We start from the raw sequence: 24,242 nt of genomic DNA on the forward strand, positions 1-24,242 counted from the left end.
GTGGCTGTATTTCAACAATTGTTACGATTGAGGCACCAACGTGCGTTTTGGTTAACAGTTAGCTTATTTGTGATTGTAATGTTCAGCAATTTACTGAACCTATTTCAGGCAAGTAATGCTTTTTTATACCAAGCACTTGAGCCATTAGGTCAAACACAGCAAACTAATATCGTATTAGTCAACAGTGATAATTTGAGCAATAATCACCAGCAGCTGGTAAGTAAACTTCATGATTATAATCCAAAAGCGATTATTGTCTTAGCCGATGAACCTTTGCAGCCCTTACCGATAGACAATGTATTCTATCCGTACTCAAACAAAAGCTATTGTGTCCCTCATGTAATTGCTTGGGCAACCTATCAGATTCAAATTCCTTCTCAAGAGGGTTTGAATTGCATAAGTATTTGGCAAGAAATATTTGATTATGAAAATAATCAAACAGCCTTGATTGACTTTAAGCTCGCCGTGGCCGCTTTACCAAAATTTAGTGCTCAAAGAGTGCTTAACTTTGATGTTATGAGTGAACAATTAGAAAATAAAGTCATCATTGTGGGTCAAAAAGCTTCCTCATTTAACGTGCAAATACACGCGCCAAAACTTAACGGCTTACATGACCCACTATTACTCACGGCTTACATGGCTGACAGTATTGATAAGAACACTGTAGTAACACTGCTAAAACCAACCTACTCTATTGTTATTGAATTAATTTTAGTGGTGGTTCTGCTTTTTAGTTTTCAGAAACTATCACTCTTTTACTCATTTTTCATTGCCTTCATGAGTATTTTTGTCTGGTGCACAATTGGTTATTTTTTCGTTGAATCAATGCAGATTTATATCCCGATAGGCCAGTACATTATACTTACCTTTATCACCCTTCTCTGGATCCTAGTTGTCCGCAAAGTAACAGAGGATGCAGAGCTTAATGTTGTGGTAAATAATATCCAACAAAAGATGATGGGACGCTTCATACCACAAAGCTTTATAGATCAAGCTTCGCCTTGGGACCCTATTATTCAGTTAATCAGTCAACAATTAGACTTAGAGAAATCAATTTTCCTTGCTCGCAAAGAAGATGATCACCGAGTTGTAGAAATTCGTGCAATGAATTGTAATTTAGATGACATACAAGAAATGCGCAGAGATTATCAACGAACGCCCTACAGTAATGCGTTAAAGTCATTGGGGATAGTGCAAATAACTCGACCTTTTTTTAAGCATGTTAGTGCGAATGAAATTGAATTTATGGTACCGCTTGTTTATGCCGGTGATGTACGCGGTTTCTGGGCACTTTCAGTGATCCCAAATACGCAGTTCAATCAACAAGCCTTTGAAAAGAATGTTAATAGATTTGCTGCTCAAGTCGCTGAATTGCTATTCCATTACCATATTTTTAAAGCCACTGAGAGAAAAAATAAAACTCTAATTAACCAACTACTTAACTTGAGACTGCATGAGCCTACGAGCCAGCGAGTTAAGCGCTCTATTGATGAAATGGAGCAAAAAATGACAACTTTAGAAATGGTATTCAGCCACACTCGTTCTGCTAATATTTTGTTTAACTTATTTGGCCAAGTTATTCAGACGAATGCCGCATTAGAGCAATTTGCAAAACAACATCAAATTGCTGTCTTTGAGATGACTGCATTAGATCTATTATGCCGCTGTTGCAAACTGGATACTGAGGTTGCCAAGGGCAAACTTCGTTATGTGACGTTAAACAAAGCTGAGATAAGTTTACCTGCCAAACTTAATAACCGAAACTATACGCTAAGTATTAAAGCGCTGAACACCGACAGTTCGCAAACAGCCTCAGGCGAACCATTTCAAGTATCAGGAATCTTATTTGAATTTATTGATAACCATGCTGTTATAGACGAGCAAGAAGCCACTAAAGAGGACCAAAGTTAATGGACTTTGTACTCGCGCTTTTTCCTGCAGGCACAGGCTTAGGCCAGTCTGTTATTACTACCGTATGGGTAGGTACTGCGGTCGTCTGCTTGTTAAATTTGCGTTTTGGTTTCCCTCTGACGGGGCTTGTTGTACCAGGCTACCTAGTCCCTTTACTGATTATTAGCCCAACCTCAGCTGCGGTTATTATTATCGAGGCAATCGTTGTTTATGCATTAATGCGCTTTAGTGCTCATTATATGATGGAAAAGTTTGGCTATGGAGAAATGTTTGGGCGGGATCGCTTTTTCGCCATAATCTTGCTTAGTATTCTTGTGCGTGTCTGCATGGACACATTGTTTTGGCCTTTAATTGCCGCTCAGTTAAGCCAATGGGATATTACTTTTGATTATGCATCTCAGCTTTATTCTTTAGGCCTTATTATTATCGCACTAACAGCGAACGTGATGTGGAACGGAGGGTTTAAGTACGGGCTTAAAGTAACTTTCATTCAATTACTTATCACTTTCTTGCTAGTTCGTTTTGTCTTAATGCCTTTTACTAATTTTAGTATTGCTAATTTGGGCATTATGTACGAAGCCGTTGCCGCTTCAATCATCGCGGCACCAAAAGCATATATCATACTAGTCATCACTGCATTTATTGCTTCCAGAGCAAATATAAAGTACGGCTGGGAGTTCAATGGAATAATGCTACCGGCATTACTTGCACTGCAATTAACTCAGCCTTCAAAGCTTTTAACTTCTTTTATAGAAACGGCCGTTATTTTAATAATTGGTAGCTCATTGGTGCATTTTACTCGGCTAAGACATGCGAACATTGAGGGTGCCAGACTATTAATGTTCTTCTTCACTATAGGCTTTGTCTATAAGTTAATACTGAATTATGTCGTTGTTTGGTATTTCCCTACGCTCAAAGTGACAGACACATTTGCATTTGGCTACATGCTTGCAACTCTACTAGCACTAAAAATATATCAAAAGAATGCGCTTGGATTAGTAATCAGAGCAACATTTCAAACTTCGGTAATTGGCGGCATTTTCGCTATTACTGTAGGTTTCTTAGTGATGTTAGTGCCCTCTTTGCTGTCTAATCAGGATGTACATTCAGATATCGACAATCCACATGTCATCACCTTAAATCAACAAGTAAGCCAATATAAGAGCTACTTATACACAACTCGGACAGATAAAGTAACAGTCAGTAGTTATAAAGCTAATCAAGCAATTAATGATTTTAAGTATGCTGTTTACCAGTTAAATCAGGCGCTTGATAACAAGCAATCCATAGCAAAGTTTGGTTATTTGTTTAGCGAGCTGGGTTTTTCGCTTGAAAGTGATGAGCAATATGTTTACTTGGTAGATACCTACGAAAGTCAGCAAAGGGGGCTATTTATTTTTAATAAAACGCCAAAGTCTCCTTTGTTGATAACTATTCCCTATCCAATTACAGAAAGTCTAGCGAGTGACTCTGCAAGCTTGATTTTTCAACATATGAATAATAAAGCAATGTTATTTGGCACTGCTAAAACGCCACAAAAGACGATTGCAACGGAAGATCAACAAAGCTTTTATTTTCAAGCTTTCATTGACGCACTACAAAGTGACGAAATCTTACAAATTCGAGAAGCTAATCGCTTCACGGCTGCACTAGTTGAAAAGCCTTCTAATAAATTCGACAGCCAATATTGGATATATAACCAACTACCAACTTCAATTAGCCAAAGAGACATTCACCAATTTATAGGCAGTGAGGCAACTTATTTTGGTGCAGCAACACAAAGCAGTTTGCCAACAGCGAATTACTCGGGCTCTATGCTTGAACTATTTTTAGATAGTGCTAACTATACTAATATTTTGGCTAACATTTATCGCGATAACTATAAGTACAATACCCCCCAAATTAGCGTTATCAATGAAGAAATACATACTATTGTTGACGAGTTTGCTTATCAAATTAGTAAAAAAGGTAGTTTTGAGTATCAACCTCTATCAGAAAGCCAAATAGCGCTGTGGGAGTATGAAGTTTTAAAGCCACTCTATAAATTAATTACACAGATAGGTAATGCCCCACTGACAGAAGATAAGCTTAATCAGTTAAAGCAAATCAATGGCACAACCGAACTACTTAACTATCAATTGCTACTAATCAACAATAGCAGTGGTCGATATCTATTGTTAAGCCCACTTAAAAATAATGAAGCGCGCTCACAAGGACAAGGGCTTTACGCTTTTAAATTGACTGCTCATGAAGCTATCACACTCAGTGTACCAAGGCCTTTATTTGAAAGTAATACGCTGAGTTTTGCAGCTGAATTATTCTCCGAGGCAAACACTGCCAATTTATTAATTGCGGGGGCTCACCCTTATGCGCACCCTAAAGCTAATGTACTTGGGGCTGATAATATTGACTCTTTATTTAATGTTATTCATCAAAGCTATTTGCGCTTTACAGCTAATCAGCCTAGTTTACACATTCAAATCCGCAGCCATAGCGCGCCGTCATGGGTACGCCCAAATGCAATTGCATTCTCAGCTACGCGCATCAGCGATGTGGCCTCGCCACTAATGAAACAAATCGACGGAAAACTGAATAACTTAGGGGTTGAATATCAAGTGGTATCAGGACAAAAATCAACGCGAGGTCTTGAAATAGGCAGCTCACCTCAATCAGGATACCAACAATTTAATAGCAATAGTGAGCTGGCAACATTATGGCTGGCATCAGACTTTAAAGAACAATTTTCAATCGACCAAAACAGCGTATTGCAACGATTATTGGCAATATCTACCAATACAAAGGTAAAAACTATAAATCTGGCTACCTTGTCGCCACTAAACTGGCAAGCAATCTCGACTAAAGAAAAGCAACGAATTCAAACTCTCGTTAAAAACTATATAGCTCATCAGCGTTTAACATCATTAAGCGGTTTCTGCGAGCAAATTAAAGATTGCTCTTTACACACCATTAAGCTGGAAAATGCAGACAAGTACGCGCTTATGATTAAGTACAATAACGATATTGTGGCAATCTACAATCCAACCAATAACCAGCTTATTGATCTGAGCTTATTTAATAGCATTATGGCTGGAGGCGCATATGTACTTAATTAAACGCCTACTTGCTATTTTAGCAATCACAATTGCTTTAGTGGCACTTTTTTATTTCTCACGAAACATAATGGTATGGATCGACTCCGCTGAACCCATTGATGCGCGTACTAGTCAAGAAACACGTTCAAATGTACAGTGGCTTAGTAGTCAAAAGCCACTACAGTTTACGTTTTCAAATCAACGTACTCACTCACTACGCATTTTATCAAATGCCGTGTTTGATCAGTCAGTCGTACTTGATCAACCGGTTAATTATGCAATTAAATACGTGCTATATGATCAAGAAGGAGATGTCATTTTAGACAAGGTTTACCATCATGCATCTAAATTGGTTACAAACTCGCAAGAGCAACAAGTAAAACAAATAATTGAAAACAAACAATCATTGAACGTCGCATCTGGTCAATCTTTTTATTTACCTATTAAAGATTACCCTAATGCTGCGAGTCTCGATCTAACGCTTATTCCTGAACAAACTAACCTACAGGGTGTGGTTGTTAGGGTCCACGCTAAAACTCCTGAGCAAAGTATTGATCCGCTTAACAGCTGGCTAAAGCGTCCTTTAGAAAGACGCAGACGAGCAACTGATTACCTTACTATGGGAGAAAATACTTTAACTGATGGAGAGATTAGAAATGCCATGGCCTTTTGGTGGCAAAAGATTGCACCACAGGGAATTCCTGACATAGATTTTAAATCAGACATATTGTATGAAAGTTTACCCTACAATGTAGTCACATATGACTTTAGTGAACAGCAACATGATCTAGGCTCTTATTTCACGAAACCGGGTCTTTGCGCGAGTATTCGCTTAGAGGAAACCGATAGCCTGATATTCAAAACAGACAAACAAGGGCTGCTTCCTTCGTTAATTTGGTATGACAAACTACAGTTTTCCCCTCCTTTACCTGTAAACTTTAGTGCAACAGACGAAGCTAATAGTTATCAAACTGAACCTCTTAATCTGGGCTTAGTCACAATCTGCAGCGAAGATAATTTATTAACGCAATGGCGAACATTATCTGGTAATGCAATCTTAACTAGTTACTCAGGCAGTTACTTGGCTAACACCCAATCCTCTGTCAGTTTTGATATTGAATCGCAAAGCCATTTAAATATTGAAGTTCGAGCTCTTGAGACAAGCCAACTAAATGTCACCTTGTTTGATGAAAGTAACGAGCAAATCGAGAGCTATTCTGTGACATTGAAAGGACAAGCTTCAGAGTTTGATCGTTTGATTGCCGAAAACACGCAACGTCAAGATGTTGGTATGTTAGTAACTTACTATTTGCGCTCACCAAAGAATGCAAGGCGAGTCGAAGTCAAGGCAGATAAAGATGTCTATGTTCGTCTGAAATCCCGCTTTGCTGATTTTAACTACCAAAGAGCCTTAACTCACGGCTTGGTGACAGAATCAACTACAAACTTTCATGATATCGCTGCGTGGTATGAACAGCGCGCCAATAATCATTATGAACTTACATTGATGGGGCACTTTTCGAATATTCGGACTTTCACGCCACCAGCAGAGTTAGATCCACAAGTCACATACTATCAATCTAGGGAACTATTTGATCAGCTACCAATTTCAAATGTAGCACTGACACTAAGCCCCAATAAGTACTATTTACCTGAACAACCCGCTCAGGTTTTTAACTACGGTATTTATAATAAGAATAATTATACGCCGTATATTAACTCTGAAGATAACAGCCTAATTTATCGTTTAAAGGGTAATAGTGCTAAAGAAGCTAATATGGCGGATTTATCTGTTTCACAACTACAGCAAATCCAAGACAGTTCTCGCTCAATGTATCAAAATTGGTATGGTAATCGGCCTTGGGTTAAACAACGCCTGTACCAACTAAATAAAAAGACTCCTCTAACACTCAGATTTGATAAGTATCAGCGCCCTATTAGTCTTGTTTTCAAAGTTGCTAAATCAAATAATAAGGCTCCCGTTGAACTTAGTGTCAAACAAAGAGCAAAATACAAGTCAGGACTCACAAGCGAATACAGTATTAAAAAGCAAAAATATCAGCTTTATCCATCTGAACTAATTAATGCTTTTTTGATTCACCCAAAGAATAGCCGACTGAATAGCTATCCAAGTGTCACGCACTTAGTATCAAGTGATATAGATACTTTACACTCAATAACAATCGAGTCATCAGAAACAATCTGGCTGTCTATTCTCGATGAGTACCCTGCTCAAGAGCAAAAAGTAAGGTGGTGGAATAATGAAAATTAATGCTATGTTACTGGTTTTTTGCACTTTTATGGCGGCATGCAGTGCCGAGGAAACTAGCTTGCATGATTTAACAGAAGATTTTCATGCTTGGCTATTAAAACCGAACACTGAACTAACACACTTCAATTACAAGGATGGTGTTTTTAAAGCAAAAAAAACAATTACCTCCGGTGGCGAGATTCATTATAAGAAGACTGGTAATAACTGTATTGCTTATGCACCTCATCGCTATTTTGATAAACACACGCTAAAAATAGCCAAGGCAGTGTTTGCTGAATGTCAGGTGTTACTCACAAATTCAAAACATAGAAATACCCTTGATCAAAGTAATAATAAACTCGATTTTGGCAAATACAAAGTTAGTAGCGCGAATGCATTTATTCTTGCCTATGCTAAGACTGTAGAGTCTTTTTCTATTTATCAGGTACATGGGTTTGCAAAGGAAAAGCGAAAAACTTTACAAGGGCGTAATGCAGATATCATTGTTAGCAATGGCTCTAAAACACCGTCAAAAGCAACTGTAAAAATATCTGAATGTTTAAATAATCAAGTAGGCTCTAATGTTATGCTATTTGGTCGTGATGTTTTTGAGCTCGGAGGGACAAAAAATATACTTACCGACATGGCGCCTGTTAATAGCCAGTTTTTTCATATCGAGTTAAGCCGTCAAATGCGTGAGCGTTTAATAACTAATAGCCAACTTTTAAAGCAGTTTAGCCAATGCCTTATATCATAATAGCCTTAGTCACTTTTACATTATTCAGCATCAACATGGTGTATGCTGCTAAGCCTGAGCATGCGGTTCTTGAGCCCCCTCTTTGGTTACAAACAACGCCAAAACTGGCCCCTTTAACGTCTACTCAAGAGTTGCAATTTGATGCCAAGCAGCATCAGTATTTATGGCTACCAGAAGGCCATTGGCTTGAGATAAATCCCGATTTATTAAATCAATTTATTATCAGCGCCGGAAACACACAATACATTCAGCAGCGTTTACAAGTTCATCGGGATCTACTTTGTAATTCGAAACGATGCCAGCTTCCGGCAACAGGCCATAATCGTATAATTGCCATTCAGAATCACCTTGACGAAAGCGCTAGCTTTAGGGCTCTTGTCGGTCACTATCAAGCAAAAAGAGATAGTTTTCGACGTGCACTCAAGCTAGCAAAACCATCTGTTTTATTGACCACACAGCAAGGCAATGAGCGTTATTATCAACTGCAAAAAGATGAAGAAGTTACGCTGTTTTTTCCTGCAGCAAAAAAATTAAAGCTATCTGTTAGGCAGAATATGCAACTTCCTGATCGAAACGGTGTTGTGTACGCCTATGTTGATAACGTTTTAACAGCAAAAGTGAATACGATTAATAGTCTCGCTGTTGAATATTCAGATAAGAATGTTGGTTTAGTTAACTCAGATTATTTGGCTATCGACGCAGGCCAATACCTAACCATTAAAAGCGCAACAAATTCACTGGTTAAAATAGAGCAAAGCCACCGCGCAATTTATGATGATGGTGCAGCCGCAAAAGAACAAGAAAAGCAACTAATGCCATATTGGCTAAATACTGCCAATGATCATTTAAAATCAATTTACCAAGAGCACTCGTTGGGGCCGTTAAGTAACACTGTTTTTTCTGAAAATGACCCGCTTAACGTAAAGCGATACTATAACTTGCTTTCGATGATGAGCATCGATTCACAACTTGTTGGCAGCTATCGAAACCAATTGCCTGTAGAAAGTAAAAGTGAAACCATCACCGAGCTTGCTGAGCTGCGTTTAGTCGATCATCATTTTTACCCTCGTATCAATCATCAGACTAGACTTTTAACAGCTCTGTCTCAATCTGCACTAGTGTTTGACTTAACGGTAAAAGAACGAGCTACACCTTGGCTTACCCTAATTGCAAAAAGTAACAATGACACACAATTAAAATTCACCGCAGGTGAGCAAAGCTGGCTAGTTAACCTGAAAGCGACAGAACACTTTCAAACATTAACACTCTCTGTGCCTTTAAAAGAAAAATCACTTTCTATACAAGCACTTAAAAACACAACGGAACATGTTGATTTTGCACTATACGCAAGAACTCTAGCTGATATCCCCATGGATGAAGTACTCTACCAGCAGCCGAACAAGTTAAGTGCAAAGAGCCCTACCACAGAGCTGATTATTAATAACTACTTGCACAAGCAGCATGCGGACTATTTAGCATCAATTGAACCTTATACACCCGCACAGCAGCAATTAAACATAACAGATTGGGAACAGCTGCTAATGACTGCTAATGATTTAGCAGAATCTGCGCCATTGGATGCCCTTCGCTTTTTGAAAAAGCTTAGCCAGCATAGTAACCATCAAGTTGCGGAAAAAGCATGGCAAGCAAGAATTGATATTTTGAGGCAGCAAAAACAATTCCATTTAGCGAATAGCTATCTAGAAGGTTTATACAAAAGTGCAAAACAGGCTCAATTGCAGCATTTTGCAAGTTTAGAGTTGATTAAAATTTACCAAGAGCAGCATCAAGACTACAAGCTATTTGCCTTGTGCGCTGGTAATTTATCGTCAATTTCCAATTGTAGAAAAATCTTGATCAGGCTTGCTGTTAAACAGCAGAAAAATCGTTTAGCGACGTGGCTAGCTCATCAGTCTGATCAGCGAAACATCGCAGAACCAAGTTTCGCAGCACTAAATTTTCAAAGTTTGGTTTCAAATACTAAACAAAATGACCCTTTATACCACTTAGTAACAGCAGAGCAAGCTGGACTTATTGATGGACAAGGCAAAGTACAAAATACCGTGCTAAGTGATAAGAAACCGTGGAAATTTACTGCTACACACCCTATTCATTTAGCGATCAAAGCTCGGGTAGCTGCGAAACAAAATGGTGAATATCAAACGGCTTGGCTAAAAGCCGATAGCCAATATCAGCATAAATTGATGCCAATTTTTAGTGATATTCCAGCAAATATTCAGTTTATAGATAATCAGCAACTAGCATCTATATCGGCAACCTTAATTATAAGCTTGCAAGTCGGAGAAACTCTGACTTTGAGCGCTGATCATATGACATACCTTGATGTAAGCCTGCTCCCTAATGATTTAGTTTCACAATTTGACTACCAGTCTGATGCTGCCAATAACCTGACTGCAATAGACTTTATGTCATTAGTTTATTCACCTACCGCATCACAGTATGACTTATTAATTAATGGCTTATACCAATTAAGCAAAAGGCGTTTAAACGACAATCAATACACTCAGCTACTGCAACGTCTAGAGACCTTACCAGCAACAGCTAGATCGACCTTCATTCAGAATAGAATTGAAAGTTTTGGTCAGTGGCAACCTATTGAAAGCATGCTAGATTATGCTGGAACTCGACTATTTAAAATGCAAGCTCCTGCACAAAGTAGCTTTGCTGATCGTTTTACCTTGCTTAACACCCAGTCTGCGTCAGAGCAAGGGTTACAGTTACGACCATTCCATACTTTGCATATTGATCTAGCTCAAACTGCTGGACAACAAATCCGTTTTAAATTTCACTTCTCTACTGCAGAGTTAGCACGAGACAATGTCGCAAATGTTTCACTTCGCCTAGCTAATGAACTGAAAACCTGGTCAGTTTCACAACAACAAAGTGTGCCATTTACTTTTACTAAGCAAGAGCTCGATAACAACATAATCAGTATTAGATGGCTCAACCCTTACCTATCACAATACTTAACAATAGAAGCAGAACAATATCTAGCCGGAAAATGGCAGCACTTAGAGCTACCAACCAAGTTATTATTCTACACGGTAATACCAGACACACCGCTAATAGCAACTTTATCGGCCGACAGGCTAATCAAGTTGGAAGAAATCGACGAACAAAGACGAACAGAACGTCGCTTTTTTCATCCTGCAGGAAAAATCGAAGTTAAAGCTGAAAAGTTGGAATATGTCCGCCTATACAGTTGGCAGTTAAGCGAGTATAACAATAAAATTTCTGCTTACTCGCAGACTAAAGCTGCCCTGCCAGAGTTGATCACCTATCAAGCGCCTGAAAAAGTAGAAATCGTTAAGGAGCAAACAGAACTACACGCAGATGAACTCAACTGGCAAGTTTTTGCTCGTTATGATCAACAGCAAATTTTTCAAAGCGCTGAAGATATTCCCACCCGCAAAGAAACTGATGTTGGCGCTAGAATTCGGATAAATGATGATAATCAATGGTATCAGTTAGAGGGATATTACTCATTCAGTGATACGCAAACTGATATTATTAATTTAAATGGATATTACTCTTGGGAGGATGAAACAACGCCTTGGTATATTGATAGCCAAATTAATAGTCGCTGGCAAATGAGCCGAGAGCAATTTGATAGTCAATACGCGATTGATGCCAGCATTAGTATTGGCCAAATATGGCGACAAGACTCAGTACATCGCCATCAATGGCAAATAACTCCTTATGTTCGCTACAGCAGCGCCGATTTAGCTGACTACCTCGCTGATGATAAGCTTAACTCAGGTATTTTTAATTTTTACAGAGAAAATCATTCATCTGGTTGGTTAGGGCTCTACCAATATAGATATCAACCCTGGGTCGATAACTACCTTAACTTTGGTGTTTCTTCCGGTTCTAATGATGATTGGAGCAGCTTGGATTATTTACGTTTTAACTCTAGTTGGAATCAATATTATGAAGGCCATATTTTCCAGGTGGGGCTAGATAGTTATTACCGCTTCGCTGATGAACATCGTGCAACTGCCACATGGCAATATATCTCTCGCTTTGCATGGCAAAAGCAGATTGACTTAGGGGGCTTCTCACAAGGCTGGCTTAAAGTAAGCTGGCAACAAGATTGGGTTTGGAATAACCACAATATTAGTGTTGAGTTTTCATCTGGCAATAACTTGCATACGGGCTTTGCTCCCTATGCACACGATGAAATTATTTTTCCAACACTTCAACTTAACCATTTGTTAGAGCTGAGTGACTATGAGCAGTAAAGTTTTAAAAGAGCGCCTTGAGTCTCTACTATTTGCCGATATAGCCAATTTTTGGTTAGACCTTTATCGCCAAAAGTATAAGCAACTCGTTAACGAATTAAGTGAGTGGAAGCTTATAAAGAACCAGCCAGATGATTATGACGAAGATGATTGGTTGTTGCTTCAAGCTATTGCTTTTTTAACTCACAAAATTGATAAGCTGCAAAACCAATTAACCAAACTTGATGGCGATCATCGTCGCTTTGTTGAGCGTTTGAGTCATGCGGAATTAAAAGCCGAGAGGCAATTTCATATCCTTGATTATGCAAAAACATTAGGGGCAAGTGAGTTGCAACTGCAAAAGGATCAAGATGCTTTTCAGCGTTGGTTTGATGAAGGGGCAATGATTAATCGTTACCAAGATAAAACCTCTGAACTTGAGCAATCATTAAAGTTTTTGATAGGAAAGCTCGGTGATTTAACAAACCGTTATTTACGTAATCACCAAAATGACATGGCTCAGTCATGGTTAAGGCTCGATTTAGAAGGCTTCTTTTTAAACCTACTAGAAAAAACAGACAATGAAGCAACACGAAACTCATTATTTAGAGCGTTAGCTAATCAGGTAAATTTGCTTAATGAATATGTCGAAGATCCTGAGTTTAATGCAGATTTAGTTGAAAACTTACTACAGTCATTAGAGAAGCCAACAACACCACACGCAGCAAAAGTCGATATTTTAGAAATACTAATTAATCTTAGACCCACTTTTACTCGCTACTTTATGCGCTCTCATATTGATCTGGACGTTGATAAAAACAGCAAAGTAGATCGCCAGCAGTTATTTTTAATTACTTCATTTGCCAAAATCATCAGCAAACAGTTTTCCTTAAATGAGGCAAACCGTAAACTGATTTTTTTACTTGCTAAACATGCTTACCCTCGTGTTCGTCAAAGTGTTATAGAGCAATGTTCCGTTTTGCCTTGGTCATGTGTAACCGATTTACTCAATGAGCGGATGCAACTTGAAAACAGCCCAGCTGTAAGACTAACATTAGTTAAACAGTTATCAGACCCGCGCTTTAGTGAACAGCAATTAGGCTTTAAATTATGGCAACAACTCCTTGAGGAAACTGATAACTTTGCAGAACTACGTCTATTACTTGAACTCACTCCGAGGATCATGTTTAACCTTCAAGTTGATAATGATAATCATGACTACACTCAAGATATATTTAAAGCGTTTATAAATGTATTAAACCGACAACTTGAAGAAAAATCTAACCTTGCAGTAAAACGTATTATTAGCCGTGTTCGAGAGCAGTTAGTCAGTTTTATGCATCAGCAACAAGTTGCACAATTAGAGGTGAGCTTAAGTTCAGACACATCCATTGACTGTAAAGAAGTAGATGAAGATTTGCTTGGCCGACTACTAAGTAAACAAGCTCAGTATTATGAAGCTTTCAATGTTAACCTTAAGAAAAAGTCATGGCAGGTGCAATTGGGTTATAAGCGTGGCTTTAGAATCTGGCGCTTATGGCATGAATTTAAAAACCCTAGTACCGGAAAAAGACAAAGCTATAATCATTTACAGGCCAGAAAGCCTAGTGCATTTATGCATGTACCAAGTTGTACTGTTGCAGAGATAAGCCAGACAGAAGTACCCGGTGAGCCTCGTTTTGATGAGCATCAATTTAGCTCACGACCACACTTGCCATTACTTGATTTCTTATTAAGTACCTTGTCTCAAGATAATTTAAAAGCGCCAGCTAAATCCTATACCCCTGATGGCATTTTGATAGTTTCACCACCAACAAGTTTATTTAAGCGTTTATATGCATACTGTTGGATTTCATTAAACTACGAAAAATTGAATGAGTTACGAAATGGTACTGAAGTAGAACAACAACACTACCTAGAAAACATTCGTAGTAAGGGCTTTACGCTAGACTTCCAACCGTATGGAATGTTGTTTGATGTAGCGTTCCCTGTCGAATCAGGTATTGCTAACCTTTATAAAAAGCTCGCAATTACACCCTTTATTTTTAACATTGGGTCAAGCTTTAAAGAGTATGCGTATTCAATTTACCAAAACAGCATTGGCCAGCTAATATTTTTTGTCATTAGCTTTATCGCTTACTTTTGGGCGAGACATATAAAAATAAGCCGTCAGATTCAATCTGACAGAGCACTTATTCCTGTATCGATTGGCGGCTGGGGAACACGTGGGAAATCCGGAACAGAACGCCTTAAAGCGGCCCTTTTTAGCAGCTTAAGTCTAAAAGTAGTAAGTAAAACAACGGGCTGTGAGGCTACGATGATTTATGCAAGGGCAAGTGGTGAGCAGTTTGAAATCCCCTTATTTCGTCCATTCGATAAGGCCAGTATTTGGGAGCAAGGAGATGTTTTGCACTTTGCTAAGAATGTAAAAGCAGACGTATTTTTGTGGGAATGTATGGGGCTCACACCACGTTATGTGCGTATTCTTCGCAACTGGATGAAAGACAATTTCTCAACCATAACAAATGCCTACCCAGACCATGAAGATATACTCGGTCCAACAGGTATCGATGTTGCAAACGAAACCAGTCACTTTATTGGCGAGAATAGCTTAGTATTTACAAGCGAACAAAATATGGCTCCTATTTTAGACGTCAATGCCAAGCAGAAGAACTCAAGTTTGATCCAGGTGCATTGGTCCGATGGCTTGCAAATTACAGACGATATACGTTCTTTATACCCATACCAAGAACATCCAGCTAATATTGCGCTAGTTTGTAAAATGGCACAGCATATTGGCTTAAGTAAAGACTATGTTTACAAAGAAACATCGGCCAGAATCATTCCTGATATTGGTGTTTTACAACATTTTGAAAAAGCTAAAGTGGGTAAAGTAGAACAATCATTTATTAATAGCATGTCAGCAAATGAACGTTTAGCAACGTTAGAGAATTGGCAACGGTTAGGGATCTATGATTTAAATGACAACCCCAAAAAACAGGTTATTGCTTTAATCAATAACCGAAATGACCGTGTGGCTCGCTCAAAAGTGTTTGCAGATATTTTAAGTCACGATTTGCGTTTCGATAAAATAGTTGTAATTGGTACAAACGTTGATGGGTTTTATAGCTACTTTATTAACGCACTCATTGAGCGATTAGATAAAATTATTGCTAATAATGATCTAGAAGAATTTAATAAACTTTTATCTCAGTTCAACTTTTTAACTGAAGAACAATTAATTGCTCGTTTGAGCGACGCATACGATCTAACTCTTGCTAATAAGCTCATAAAATTAAACGGCGACTCGCTTAAGAAATCTAATATTAACGCTCTTTTGAAAGATGCTACCGGTAACTTAAATGAGGCCGAAGCATCGGCTATTTTACAAAATCTATTTGTTTATCAACAACGTCAAACATTAGAGTTGCTTAAGCAAGATATCGTTAACAATAGCGAAAAGCTAAAAGAGGTTATTGTAAATACAATAAAATCTAACGTTGTGTTACATGAAAACAGTAGTTTATCTGCTGATGAACTAACGTGGTCAATTGCCCAATTAGGTTTAGTAAATAACCATCAAGTTATTGTTGGTATGCAAAACATTAAAGGCGCTGGCTTGAACTATGTTTACGCTTGGCAGCAGTGGCAGCGAATAAACCATACTCTTGAACATCTATTTGACCAACAATGTACAGCTAAGGAGTTCAGAACAGCACTAACAAACCTCAACATGATTGTTTCCTTTAATAGGTTAGAAGTGGCCACATTAAAACAACATTTGAGCACATTGAAAAAAATGCACTTGGCGCAGAATGAGTTCTGCCAAGCAGAAATCACTAATCTACTTGAAAAACTTGAGGCATATAGTTCTGAAGATAACATTGAGAAACAGCAAGCATTGCCTATTCAATATTTAAATCAAGTGGTTGAGTCATTTCTTGATGCAGGAGCAGCTGTTAAACGTAAGAAAAGAGCAAATCAAATTTATAAAGATATAGCTGATCAGCGAATTACCTTAGAAAAGGCGATAAAAATATTAGGCAAATTAAGCCGCAATCAAAAATCAGGCTGGTTTGCTAACAAATCTAAACCCAATTAACTTTTAACCTAGCATAAAAACGCAAGGTAATCCAAAAGGATTACTTTGCGTTTTTTATTATTTTCCCATCGAAAAATCAGAATTTTCCTACAAACTAAATTCTTATTAAAAATCAAATGATTAATATGAAAAATTAAAAAAGTATAAATTTAGATCTATTCCCTATTTGATAAACACCAGCAAAAAGCAGTAAAATGATACTATTAAATATTAATTTTATGTTAACAACTTCGGAGACTGTCATGAAAAGCTTAGTTTCTAAATTAGCAGTGTTACCTTTAGCTATCGCATCTGGTATGGCAATGGCAAGCACAAACCTAGTTGAAAACGGGTCATTTGAAAATAACACTGTAACTGGCCATGGTGGACAATGGCAGTTATTCAGTAATATCGATAACTGGAGCCGTAGTAACAATGCTAAATTTGAGTTACAAACTAACAAATTAGGTATTGTTCCAGCTCAAGATGGTAATCAACTTCTTGAACTAGACTCAACTGCTAACTATTCAATTTCGCAGAGCGTAGCTACTTCAGCTGGTAAAAAGTACGAACTTACTTTTTATTACTCTGCGCGTGTTGAAGGTAATGCGACAACAAACGCTGCCAAAGTTTTATGGAATGGTAATGAATTAGCGACCATTAATAGCAGCACAAAAGGCTGGACTAAATATAGCTTTACTGTAGAAGCAAACGATACTAGTTCAGTATTGAGCTTTGCTGGTGCTGGTAAATCAGACTCTTTAGGCGCATTTCTTGATAATGTTTCTCTAACAGAAATTCCAGAACCTTGTGCAGTTGAAACAGGTCTATATGGTATTAATAACTTCGGTTCAGAAACTGAGGGCTATGTTTATCATTTCAACCCAGTTTCAAGCTCTGTCACTATTGTTGCAGGCCTAAATAACACAGCTTCAAATATTGCAAGTAAAGACGGTGTGCTTTATTTCATGGAGCAACTAGATAAGAGCAGCAAAGCATCTAAAATTTACAGCTTAGATTTAGCAACTAACCAACAAGCGGAAGTAGTTGATGCAACTTCATTCCCTATTTACCGCTCAACAGTCACCGCTGATGGTCTTGCTCTTCGTGCAACAAGTAAGACATATATGTACGACTTTGATTTAGAAACAGGTGATAAGACAGTTCTTGGTAAACTATCTTACCCTGGTGATACTTTCTCAGATGGTGATATTGCTTACTCAAATGACTTTAACGTACTTTACGTGTTAACAGGTAAAGCACTTTATACGCTAGATGAAGGTAGCTTAGAATTGACACTTGTTGGTGAGCATGGTGTAAATTGGGCATCAGGTATTGCGATTGCAGATGATGGTACAATTTATGTTTCAGGCCGCGAAAGTGGTGAAAATGCTAAAATCTACTCACTTGACCAAAACACTGCAGAAGCAACGTTTGTAATGGATGGTCCTTCGCATGTTAATGACTTAACATTTGTTAGTGAAGCAGTTTGCGCTGCAGAGTAAACTGTGTTTAAAACCATAAAAATGCCAGCTTAGCTGGCATTTTTTTATTTATCTTGGGTATCACTTATTTGTGAGTTTCTTTTGCTCTAACATTTCTTTCCAGTGCATTACTTCTGTTGGCAAGATAGGAGCTACACCTTCAAACCCAGCAACTTCAAGCATTTCTTCAACGCTCACAACACCTTTCTTACGTTTAAATACCCCTCGTACATAGGCAATCGCATGCAATCCACGCTCAGAGTGAAACTTTTGTTCGATGTAAAAGTATTTATGGTCCCAGCCAACTAAACGCGTACTAACAGTGTATTTTTGCATTGGTTTAATATCGCGAATATAGGTAATTGCAGTCGCATTAACGATCGGGAACCAACGACGTTTCATAATATGTTGAAGCAACCCTACTCTTTCTGTCATCCAAGTGCGCGCCAAATCCATCATTGCTAAATAACGGGAATTAGTCAGGTGCAAGTTAATATCGCAATCAGTCGGCAGTGCTCTGAATTCAATATCTATCGTGTCGAGTAAACCTTGATAGTCACGATTACGTTTGATTTTAAAAAACAATAATATTAGTCGAAAATATAGATTCACAATAAAAGGTCTAACCAGTTGATAATTCACAAAGTGTATCACAGCATATTGCTAAGGCGAATATTCTGCTCTAATCTGTGCATATATTATTATAAAAACAGATAAGCCTAATGAAACTATTCAGTTTGGTAACTCTATTTTCTGCAAGTTTATTTACCGGCTCAGCATATGCTGACTTCAACTTTCCAGGTAACGGTACTTTAAAATACCCAACGGGTGTGGAAAAAGATTTTAAATTTGGTTTTGCTTGGCGACAAACTGCCGAAAAATTCACTATTGGTGATAAAAGCTATGACATGTCTTTGCCTGAGTCATACTCCGTTGCGATTACACTGAGTAAAGACGAACAACAAGTTTGGGTACAAGAGTTTAATAATGGCTTTATTGAAGGCTTCAATTGGCAAATAGCAGATCACTCCTTAAAACTTGAAAAGCGCAAATTTAGCGACTCAGTTAAAGGCGATTACGTTATTAGCCTAGATAACCGAGATTACTTTTTTGCCCGCAATAACATCAGTGTTGTTGTTAAGTTCGACAATGAGGGGATTAAAAATATTGCCATTGATGGTGTTACCAAAGATATGGGCACCAAACAATAATATTGAACAGCAAAAAAGGCTTGGGTTTTCACCAAAGCCTTTTTGCTTAATTTAAAGTATTATGAGCTGCTACCTTTAAACCTTCACTGTTTTGCGGTTAATACCATAATCTCGAAGCTTATTTGCCACTGCCGTGTGGCTCAATCCTAATCGCTTAGCGAGCTGGCGAGAGCTAGGATAAGCCGGATAGAGCTTACGAAGTAAGGTCGCCTCAAAACGTTTTACCGCTTGATCTAAAGTTCCTTCAAAGTCAGACTCAAGATAACCTAAATCATGAGTAAAGGTTGGTAACTGCAGGTGCTCAATACGCAGTTCGTTATCATCTAACAAAGACACCGCACGGTAAATCGCATTTTCTAATTGGCGCACGTTACCCGGCCACGGATAATCTTGTAAAAAGCGTAAACAATCTTCAGACATCACAGGCACAGAATGACCATTTTGTTGGGCATACTTTTGAATAAAGTGTTCTGCTAACGGGCCAATATCAGCTTTTCTGTCACGTAATGGCGCAATTTCTAAGGTCAAAACATTAATCCGGTAATAAAGATCTTCTCTAAATGTCCCCTCTTGCACCATGGCCGGTAAGTCTTTTTGCGTTGCAGCAACAATACGTACATTCACTTTTACTTCGTTTTCATCACCGACTTTGCGAAATGTGCCATCTTGTAAAAATCGCAGCAACTTAGTTTGCAATTGAGTCGACATTTCACCAACTTCATCTAAAAACACCGTACCACCATCGGCTTGTTCTAAGACGCCGCGTTTGGGTGCCGCGTTTTCTTCATAGCCCGCATAACCAAATAACTCTGACTCAGCCACGTCATCAGGTAACGATGCACACGATAAGGCAATAAATGGCTTTACTGAGCGGTTTGATGCATAATGACAAGCCCGTGCAAGTAGTTCTTTACCGGTCCCCGTTTCACCAGTTATCAAAATTGGCGCTTCAAGCTGTGCCATTTTGCGAGCTTCACGAACAACACGACGCATCGCAGTGCTAAAATTATGGATTGTCGCAAAACTTTCTTGGCCATATCGACGAAAGGCACTCACTTGCTGACCAAGTCGACTTTGCGATTTAATGTTAATAACGGCGCCTGCTAACACATCCCCTTCAGCACCTTGTGGAACTGAAATAGGAAGAATATCAGCAATAAAATCTTCGCCAGCAACTTCTACACGCGTTGTTTGACCAAGTACTTCTTTACCCTCTAACCAGCGAGTAAAGTTAAAGCCTTTCAGCAAGTTATTAATATTAGCGCCTATAACTTCACTTTCAGATAGCTGTAAATCGCGACAAGCTGCATCATTGCATAATCGCACCCAGCCTTTAGCATCAATAGATATCACACCATCAGGCAATGCTCGCAGTAATGTATTTAACTCATTATGCTCTCGCTCAGAAGGTAGAAATGCAGTTGTGCGAACATCCATCACGCCGTCAATTAAGCGAATAGAAGGCATGATCTTTTGGAATTGCTCAAATTCAATAGGAGGAAAACTGACATACATACGACAATTAACCGAATCTACTTCAATACCTTTTAAGTCAACCTGATAACTTACTAAGATATTGAGAATCTCTTGTGCGATACCGATTCGGTCAGCACAGTGGATATCTAAACGCATTACATCCTCAAAAAACGGGAACCTATAGTATGAGAATAATACGCTAACTACTAGCGGCTGAATAGTCTATTGTAAACAATTTTGGACAATTTAAAGTACTTGCTCAGCTATCCAGATGCCAAAAGATCCGCTTTCATTGCAATAAATTACACCTACCCAAACAAAAGTAACTCATCACTTAAACTTAAAATGAATTGCTAATTATTACTGACAAGTATCAAGTAATCTTAAATTGGTTGTATTTGGTAAGGTTAAGTTAACGCAACAAATGGTGTACCTACCGCAAGATCTTCCCCTGACCAAGAGGTCTATGTATACTGTAGCGCACTTGTAGCTAGGATAAGGGTGTGTCCTATACCCTTGAGTTCATAACTTGAGCAACAAACCATTATCTTAGCTGCATCAAAAAAACATGGCCGCCCGTTCACTGAATAAATTACATAGAACGACCAAAGCAAAAACAATAAGGCCTCAAATAAAAACTTAGAGTTAGGAAGTAAATATGAGTTCATTACCTAAAGCAGGTGACTTTTTAGGGCATCCTAAAGGGTTATTCCTGTTGTTCGGCACAGAAATGTGGGAACGATTCGGTTACTACGGCATGCGCGCCATTTTAGTTTTATATTTAGTAGCGCTTGTACAAGAAGGTGGTTTTGGTTGGTCAAATGCAGACGCATTGAGCCTATATGGTACCTTCACAATGGCTGTATATATCACACCACTATTCGGTGGTTGGTTAGCCGATAACGTATTAGGACAACGTAAAGCAATTATCCTTGGTGGTTTATTAATGGCTGCAGGCCATTTCACTATGGGTATTCCTCACAGCTATTTAGCTGGCCAAGAAGAAAATATTTTCTACATTGGTTTAACACTTCTTTGCATTGGTAACGGTTTATTCAAGCCAAACATTTCAACTATGGTAGGTGATCTATACAAAGAAGGTGACCAACGTCGTGATGGCGCGTTCACTATCTTCTACATGGGTATCAACCTAGGTGGTGCATTAGGTCCTCTAGTTGCGGGTTATGCTGCAGCTGCAATGGGCTGGCAATGGGGTTTCATCGTAGCTGGCGTAGGTATGGTGATCTCAGTTCTTCTCCAACTTGCACTAAGTAATAAATACTTAGGCGAAATCGGTGTAGTGCCTTCAGCTAAGCTTTCTCAAGCACAATCTGAATCAAATACTAAAGAGCCATTAACGAAAGTTGAAACTGACCGAATTAAAGTTATCTTTACTATGAGTGTATTTAGCATCATCTTCTGGATGGGCTTTGAACAGGCGGGTGGTTTAATGAACCTTTTCGCTAACGATTACACTGACCGTATGTTACTTGGTTTTGAAGTGCCTGCTTCATGGTTCCAATCTTTAAATTCAATTTTCATCATTGTATTTGCACCTTTAGTTGCCATTATTTGGTTAAAGCTTGATAAACGTGAACCTAATTCACCAGTTAAATTTGCTATTGCACTTATTTTCTTAGCGCTTGGTTTCATCACTATGATCTTCGCGTTAATGACACAAGGTCAAGGTGAGCACCTACAAATTAGCATGATGTGGTTAGTATTATTCTACTTATTCCACACACTAGGTGAGTTATGTTTATCTCCAATTGGTCTATCTATGGTGAGTAAACTTGCACCTCTTCGTCTAGCTTCAATGCTTATGGGTATTTGGTTCCTATGTACAGCGGTTGCAAACAAGATTGCTGGTTTCGTAGGTTCATTCCTAGGTGAAGGTGAAGAAGCGTTAGACAACGCGATGGGTATCTTCATTGGTTTAGGCGCAACAGCGGTACTTTCTGCTGTGATCATGTACTTACTAAGCGACAAACTTGTAGCTTGGATGCATGGTGCTGAAGGCCAACACGAGCCACAAACTACTGAGCACATTTTAGCTGAAGAGCTAGAAGTGACAGCTGAAAAGCAATAAAACTCAATCCCCACAGCTAGAGCTGTGGGGATACTTATAGCTTAATAGGCTACTAGTTAATAGTAGCAAAGTCACATACACTCCCCTTTCTGCCATTAATCTTTCCGATATTACTTTCTAATTTGAAACATTAACTCAAGAACGCTTCCATACAATGACAAAACTCCTATTTAAAAACTCTCAATTTCTGAACTTCGTTTAATCATAAACTTGAGATACCAGCCCTTAACAACCAGCATAAAAATGTAAACAATTCGATACATTCACTCTAACTTTATTTGGCGAAAACAAAACGAATAAAATACAAAAAAGCTTATAAATATCAGTTCATTAAATATTTATTAACGGCGCTTTATTTACTCTTTTTGATCTTTATTTTTACTATTTTCACTTCACATGATGAAATTAAAACCATTGTCTCATTAAATTTACAAAAGGGACTTTGACTAAATAACGCTGTGATCTTCCCCAAATTGAATTTCTGGTTAATCATCCGCTCATTACATAACAATAATTCTTTTTAGCGCAGTGCTTATAATTGCGGGAGTAATGACAATGAGCGAAGTAAATAATCCGTTAGGCCTAATGGGCATTGAATTCACTGAATACGCAACACCTGATGCAGATTACATGGACAAAGTATTTACTGATTTTGGCTTCTCAAAGCTAAAAAAATTCAAAGGTAAAGACATTGTGTACTACAACCAACACGACATTCATTTCTTACTAAACAATGAGCGTGAAGGTTTCTCTGCTGAATTTGCTAAAAGCCACGGCCCGGCAATCTGTTCTATGGGTTGGCGTGTAGAGAATGCACAAAAAGCATTCGAAGTTGCTGTTGAGCGCGGTGCAAAACCTGCTACAGACTCAACTCACAAAAACTTACCATACCCTGCTATTTACGGTATCGGCGACAGCTTAATTTATTTCATCGAGCAATTTGGCGACAAAGGTTCTATCTATGAGTCAGATTTTGAAGATTTAAGCGAGCAAAACATTGTTGAAGACAAAGGCTTCATCCGTATCGACCATTTAACCAATAACGTTTATAAAGGCACGATGGAAACATGGGCTAACTTCTATAAAGACGTATTTGGTTTTACTGAAGTTCGTTACTTTGACATTAAAGGTCAAAAAACAGCGTTATTATCTTACGCACTAAAATCGCCGTGCGGCACTTTCTCGATTCCAATCAATGAAGGTAAAGATAACAACAACAACCAAATCGATGAGTACTTAAATGAGTACAATGGTCCGGGTGTACAGCATTTAGCATTCCTAACGAATGACCTAGTAAGTTCACTTGATAAGCTTGACCAATCAACGATTGCGACACTAGATATCATCCCAGAGTACTACGACACCATTTTTGACCGTGTGCCTTGGGTTAAAGAAGATAAAGAGAAGATCCGTAAGCATCAGATCCTAGTAGATAGCCAAAGCGAAAACTGTTATCTACTGCAAATTTTCTCGAAGAACCTATTTGGTCCTATCTTCATCGAGATGATCCAACGTGTAGATGACGGCGGTTTTGGTGAAGGTAACTTCCAAGCCCTTTTCGAGTCAATCGAGCGTGATCAAGAGCGTCGTGGTGTAATCTAAACCGCCATATTGCGCTTAAAAAGCAGCGTTTAACACGCTGCTTTTTG

12 protein-coding genes are annotated in these 24,242 nt (G+C 38.4%); 10 read left to right on the top strand and 2 right to left on the bottom strand.

Annotation, left to right across the window (positions count from 1 at the left end; genetic code table 11):
* The 7 genes from ISP07_RS01875 (at position 1) to ISP07_RS01905 (ending at position 17,838) form a co-directional block, all read left to right on the top strand.
* On the top strand, positions 1–1,911 hold the full coding sequence (locus ISP07_RS01875) for a hypothetical protein (protein WP_209326597.1): 1,911 nt from the start codon (positions 1–3) through the stop codon (positions 1,909–1,911).
* Positions 1,911–5,024 carry a poly-gamma-glutamate biosynthesis protein PgsC/CapC gene (locus ISP07_RS01880; RefSeq protein ID WP_209326598.1) on the top strand — a complete coding sequence of 1,038 codons (3,114 nt, stop codon included), beginning with the start codon at positions 1,911–1,913 and terminating at the stop codon, positions 5,022–5,024. Before ISP07_RS01875 ends, ISP07_RS01880 begins: the two co-directional genes overlap by 1 nt.
* On the top strand, positions 5,011–7,275 hold the full coding sequence (locus tag ISP07_RS01885; protein WP_209326599.1) for a hypothetical protein: 2,265 nt from the start codon (positions 5,011–5,013) through the stop codon (positions 7,273–7,275). Before ISP07_RS01880 ends, ISP07_RS01885 begins: the two co-directional genes overlap by 14 nt.
* Positions 7,265–8,011 (top strand): hypothetical protein, encoded by a 747-nt coding sequence (locus ISP07_RS01890; protein ID WP_054551773.1) that lies wholly within the window; start codon positions 7,265–7,267, stop codon positions 8,009–8,011. The genes ISP07_RS01885 and ISP07_RS01890 overlap by 11 nt, the downstream gene beginning before the upstream one ends.
* Positions 7,996–12,273 (top strand): hypothetical protein, encoded by a 4,278-nt coding sequence (locus ISP07_RS01895; RefSeq protein ID WP_209326600.1) that lies wholly within the window; start codon positions 7,996–7,998, stop codon positions 12,271–12,273. Before ISP07_RS01890 ends, ISP07_RS01895 begins: the two co-directional genes overlap by 16 nt.
* Positions 12,263–16,354 (top strand): poly-gamma-glutamate synthase PgsB, encoded by a 4,092-nt coding sequence (locus ISP07_RS01900; protein ID WP_209326601.1) that lies wholly within the window; start codon positions 12,263–12,265, stop codon positions 16,352–16,354. Before ISP07_RS01895 ends, ISP07_RS01900 begins: the two co-directional genes overlap by 11 nt.
* A gap of 242 nt (positions 16,355–16,596) precedes the next feature.
* Complete coding sequence (locus ISP07_RS01905; RefSeq protein WP_054551960.1) at positions 16,597–17,838, top strand: DUF642 domain-containing protein; 1,242 nt, start codon at positions 16,597–16,599, stop codon at positions 17,836–17,838.
* Between the two features lie 60 nt (positions 17,839–17,898).
* Here ISP07_RS01905 and ISP07_RS01910 read toward each other — a convergent pair whose 3' ends face one another.
* Positions 17,899–18,429, bottom strand: a complete 531-nt coding sequence (locus ISP07_RS01910; RefSeq protein WP_138601468.1) for a thioesterase family protein — start codon at positions 18,427–18,429, stop codon at positions 17,899–17,901.
* 110 nt (positions 18,430–18,539) lie between these two features.
* On the opposite strand from ISP07_RS01910, the gene ISP07_RS01915 reads away from it, so the two are divergent.
* On the top strand, positions 18,540–19,028 hold the full coding sequence (locus ISP07_RS01915; protein WP_209326602.1) for a hypothetical protein: 489 nt from the start codon (positions 18,540–18,542) through the stop codon (positions 19,026–19,028).
* A gap of 75 nt (positions 19,029–19,103) precedes the next feature.
* Here the strand turns inward: ISP07_RS01915 and tyrR are convergent, their stop codons facing one another.
* Positions 19,104–20,660, bottom strand: coding sequence for a transcriptional regulator TyrR (gene tyrR / locus ISP07_RS01920; protein ID WP_054551778.1), 1,557 nt, complete (start codon positions 20,658–20,660; stop codon positions 19,104–19,106).
* Between the two features lie 502 nt (positions 20,661–21,162).
* Between tyrR and ISP07_RS01925 the strand changes: the two genes are divergently transcribed.
* Together ISP07_RS01925 and hppD are read left to right on the top strand one after the other, a co-directional pair.
* The gene (locus tag ISP07_RS01925) at positions 21,163–22,593 is read left to right on the top strand and encodes a peptide MFS transporter (protein WP_138616931.1); all 1,431 of its coding nucleotides are present in this window, start codon (positions 21,163–21,165) and stop codon (positions 22,591–22,593) included.
* Positions 22,594–23,148: 555 nt separating this feature from the next.
* Positions 23,149–24,195 carry a 4-hydroxyphenylpyruvate dioxygenase gene (gene hppD, locus ISP07_RS01930; RefSeq protein ID WP_055021474.1) on the top strand — a complete coding sequence of 349 codons (1,047 nt, stop codon included), beginning with the start codon at positions 23,149–23,151 and terminating at the stop codon, positions 24,193–24,195.
* Positions 24,196–24,242: the final 47 nt, after the last annotated feature.

Origin of the sequence: Pseudoalteromonas sp. PA2MD11 (assembly GCF_017808125.1) — a bacterium.
Classification (GTDB): domain Bacteria; phylum Pseudomonadota; class Gammaproteobacteria; order Enterobacterales; family Alteromonadaceae; genus Pseudoalteromonas; species Pseudoalteromonas simplex.